The sequence below is a fragment of the Rhizobacter sp. P1_G5 genome, from assembly GCF_056405435.1.
Window position 1 is genome coordinate 1 of sequence record NZ_JBFUCB010000568.1, and the last position, 3,976, is coordinate 3,976.

Below are 3,976 nucleotides of genomic sequence, written 5' to 3' on the forward strand. Positions count from 1 at the left end.
GCGCAGTGGGAAACGTTCATCGCCAACGAGGCGACGTATCTGAAGGTGTTTGCGGTCGCCGAGGAGGCGTGCGGTTGGAGAAACCCGGCGAAGGCGACGCTGGAGACCGAGCGCGAGCGGTCCATCCGCATCGGACGCGAGGGTGAGCACCAAGTGCCAACGCAGCGCGTGATGTCAGGCTCCGAGATGCTCGAGGAGCTGGTGTTCATCGCCGAAGGCTCGCGTGTCGCCTTTTTGCACGAGCCGCGCTTCGCGCTGCCGTTCGCCGAGTTCAAGAACTTCACAGCCGCCTCGGTCGAGAAGGTCAAGGGCTCGAAGAACTCGACGCGCAAGGTGCACCGCACGGCGCTGTGGCTGGAGAGCGCCGACCGCAAGACCGTGCGCACTCAGACTTTCGCGCCTGGGCGCGGTGCCATATGCGACAGCCCCGAGGGCGACAGCGCGCTCAATCTGTGGCGTGCTCGTTCGGCCACCGTGCCGGAGAACTGGGCCGAGCTCGCGGCGCCGTTCCTCGAGCACGTAGCCTACCTCGTGCCCAACGTGGCCGAGCGCGAGCGCTTTCTCGATTGGCTCGCCCACATCGAGCAGGCGCCGGGCGTGCTGCCGCACACGCACTACCTGCTGGTGGCCAAGCAGACCGGCATCGGGCGCAACTGGTTGGCATACGCGCTGGCTCGCTGCTTCGCCGGTTACACCGCGCTCGGCTTCGACTTGGCCGAGTCACTGCGCACCGGGTTCAATGGCGCGTTGTCGCAGCGGCTTCTCGTGGTCGTCGATGAGCTGCACGAAGGGGGGCCAGGCGGGGCGACGCGTGCCGGCGCCGAAAAGCTGAAGAGCCTGCTCACCGAGAGCACCCGTCGGATCAATCCCAAGTACGGCCGTCAGCACACCGAGTTCAACGCGTGCCGGTTCCTGATGTTCTCGAATCATGAGGACGCGCTGCCGCTGGCCGAGAACGACCGACGCGTCGTGGTGATAGAGAACCCCGGCGAGCGGCGCGGCGCCGACTACTACAAGCAGCTCTATCGGTTGCTCGATGAACCGGGGCTCGGTGCCGCACTGGCGGAGGCCTTCCGGCAGCGCGACATCAGCGGGTTCAACCCCGGCGAGATCGCGCCCATGAACGCGGCCAAGGCCCGGACCATCCGCGCCGGGCGCAGTGAGATGGAGGCGGCGGTGCGGGACATCGCTGCCGAATGGCACTCGGACTGCATTACGTCGAGCCGACTGCAGTTGGCTGTGTCCGACGCGCTCGGCGGGCGCGTCGGCTCCACGCAAGGCGCCTGCGTCGCTGCCGCGCTGGTGAAGTACAGCGGCCGTGTGAAGGTGGCCGGCATCGCTCACCACATCTGGATCCTGCGCAACGCAGTGCAGTGGGCAAGTGTCCGGCCGGCCGAAATCGCTGCCGAGGTGCTGCGGGCGGAGGAGATCATCGCGCGCGACGAGTTCGCGTAGCCCTCGGCCGGTTCCACAGTTCCAGAGTTCCACCGTTTTGATAAAGAAACTATGAAGATGTTTTTCATCTCTCTCTCTACAAAGAGTACGGAAGCGGTGGAACTGTGGAACTGTGGAACCGGGCGCGAGGGCGAACGAACTGCCGGAAGGCGGCAACCCGCGCAGCAATGCGAACCACGAGGAGGACAAGCGATGCGTATTGAACTGATTCCCTGCAACGCCCGCGGCTGGCGCATGGGGGAGGGGCATCACCTGTCTCGCCATCCTGATGCTCTCGTGGCCGAGGCGCGCGCCGCTCGTGCAGGCGGGGCGACCTACGCTGCGATCGGTGCGGCCTTGGGCGTGAGCGCGTCGACGATCTGCCACTGGTGCCTCGGCGCGCGACGAAAGCCGGCGGCCCGCCTGGTCGCGAAGAGGGTTGCGACATGAAAACGGATCATCAATCCGTCCGGCTTTCCTATGGCTGCGAGACGCCACCCACCGCGTGTAGGCAGACGCGTAGGCCCGACGCGCCATCAATCGAGCGATTGCTGCAGATGCGCCGGGCGCTGAACGCGGGTTACCTGGTGCGCTTTCAGCACCTTGACGGCACACACGAGGCGCTGACGGTGGGGCAGGTGGAGCAACTCCTGGGCGAGGTGCTGGCATGACCGACGATATCGACAACATCCCCGACGCCGAAGCGTTCCGACGCCTGGCGCAGCTGGGCATCACCGATCCCGCCTTGCGGCGCTGGCTCGGCAAGAAGCAGCTCGAGTGCGCGCGGGCTCGGCTCGACCCCCGGGTCTTTGCCTACGCCGGCCGTCGGCACGAGTACCTGCTGGGGGTGGCTTCCGAGCCCGTGCCGTGGTGCTCCAAGGGCGCTGGCGCCCGCGCGCTGGCCTTCGCGGCGCTGAACCCTGGGCGGTGGGTGCCCCTTGGTCGCCGGCGCAGCGTGCGCGCCTGGCATGCAGCTGTGCACGATGCCGTCGAGGCGATCGCCCGCGTCGACCTCGCCACCGCCAACCTACTCGCGTCGGCCTCGCGGCGCTCCGGGCCAGGGCTGCACCTGCGTCGCTGCCCTGATGGCTCGGTGGAGGCGCAGTGGTGCTCTCCACCCAACGTGGCCCTCGTTGTAGCGACACCCTGACATTGCCCTGACCTTGTGGGCGGGGGACGCGCGCCCGCCGACCATGCTGGGCATGAAAACACCCAGCACAACCCCCGCCAGCAAGGCCGCGGTGCTCGCCACCGCGATCRCAACGCGCCAAGCCGGCATCGTCGAACTGCGCAAGCAGCACGGCGCGCTAGTCGACCTGCTCGTCGACAAGCCCGACGACCCCAAGCTGTACGAACAGCTCGAGAAGGTTGGCATCGAACTCTTGAGCGCCGAAGCCAGGCTTCGCAGCCTGGAGCAAGCGGCGGAGAAGGCCCGCGACGATGAGCGCGCGGCGGCCCGCGACACTGCGCGCCTGGCGACCGAGGCGCAGCGCGCAGCTGTGCTGAAGGCGGCTGCAGACCGTGAGCGCTTGGCCAACGCGGTGGACCTTGCGGGCGCCGCGTTCGTCAAGGCGCTGCGTGATCTGCGTGAGGCATCCGCCCCAATCACCAACGGCGTGACCGCGGTCATGCGCACCCGAGTCGAACCCGGCCAGTACCTGAACGCGGTGTCGCAGTCGCTGCCTCACGCCAACGCTACCGCGCGACCGTTCGCCACGGCGCTGGCCGAGCGCATCCGGGAGGCGGTCGCTGTCATCGGCTCCGAGCCCATGAACGACCTGCTGGTCATCAACGCCTTCGCGGAGACCCGCGCATGCACGTTCGCTGCGGCCAACGCGATGGCGCTGGCTCAGCTGGAGGCTCGCCTGTGAGCACCGACGACACGATGGCCGATCGCCTGTACCCGTCCACCCGGGAAGCTGAGTCAGCACCGGCAGCACCGGCACCGACCACCCCCGCGGCGCCCGTGACCAACGCCGCGCCCGCGCAGCCGTCCGTCAACGACATGGCCGATCGCCTCTATGGCGCGCCGGCCCCGGCCCCTGAACGCGAGGACACGCCGCGCGAGATCCTCGAGGAGCGCCGGGCCGATGCAGGGCGACGGATGTACCCGGCGTTCAAGCAGCTGGGCCATGCGATCCCGACAGAGCTGGTCGAGGCTGGTGTCGATGCTCGCGAATGGGCCGAGGTCTCGACCGACCTCGGCGGCAATCTCGATGACCTCGCGACGTTCTCTTCGCTCGCGCAAGCGCACTTCAACGAGCCCACCACAGCCGAGGTGCACGCCGGCTGGATGCAGGACAGCCAGACGCTCATCAAAGAGCGCGGCATCACTCCGGCCGAACTCAACGACGCCCGCAAGTTCGTGGCACGTGACCCCCGCCTCTTCGCGCTGCTCGACCAGGGCCTGGGATCACACCCGAAGGTCGTCGAACGCATGGTCGAGCTCGCGCGCACCGCGCGCCGTGCCGGCCGCTTGAAGTAACCCCACCAACCGGAGCCGCCCACCATGGCAACTCGCACCTTCACCCTGAACAACAAC

At 68.0% G+C, this 3,976-nt stretch carries 6 protein-coding genes; all 6 read left to right on the forward strand.

The genetic code is table 11. From position 1 onward, the window contains the following. On the forward strand, positions 1–1,455 hold a 1,455-nt coding region (locus tag AC1D12_RS27065), incomplete at its 5' end, for a primase-helicase family protein (RefSeq protein WP_477844107.1). 192 nt (positions 1,456–1,647) lie between these two features. Further along, positions 1,648–1,884 (forward strand): hypothetical protein, encoded by a 237-nt coding sequence (locus tag AC1D12_RS27070; RefSeq protein WP_477844109.1) that lies wholly within the window; start codon positions 1,648–1,650, stop codon positions 1,882–1,884. Further along, positions 1,881–2,105 carry a hypothetical protein gene (locus AC1D12_RS27075; protein WP_477844111.1) on the forward strand — a complete coding sequence of 75 codons (225 nt, stop codon included), beginning with the start codon at positions 1,881–1,883 and terminating at the stop codon, positions 2,103–2,105. The genes AC1D12_RS27070 and AC1D12_RS27075 overlap by 4 nt, the downstream gene beginning before the upstream one ends. Then, positions 2,102–2,584, forward strand: a complete 483-nt coding sequence (locus AC1D12_RS27080; RefSeq protein WP_477844113.1) for a hypothetical protein — start codon at positions 2,102–2,104, stop codon at positions 2,582–2,584. Before AC1D12_RS27075 ends, AC1D12_RS27080 begins: the two co-directional genes overlap by 4 nt. A gap of 52 nt (positions 2,585–2,636) precedes the next feature. After that, entirely contained in the window at positions 2,637–3,305 is a 669-nt protein-coding gene (locus tag AC1D12_RS27085; RefSeq protein WP_477844115.1) for a hypothetical protein, read from the forward strand. After that, positions 3,302–3,919, forward strand: coding sequence for a hypothetical protein (locus AC1D12_RS27090; RefSeq protein WP_477844117.1), 618 nt, complete (start codon positions 3,302–3,304; stop codon positions 3,917–3,919). The genes AC1D12_RS27085 and AC1D12_RS27090 overlap by 4 nt, the downstream gene beginning before the upstream one ends. Positions 3,920–3,976 lie beyond the last annotated feature (57 nt).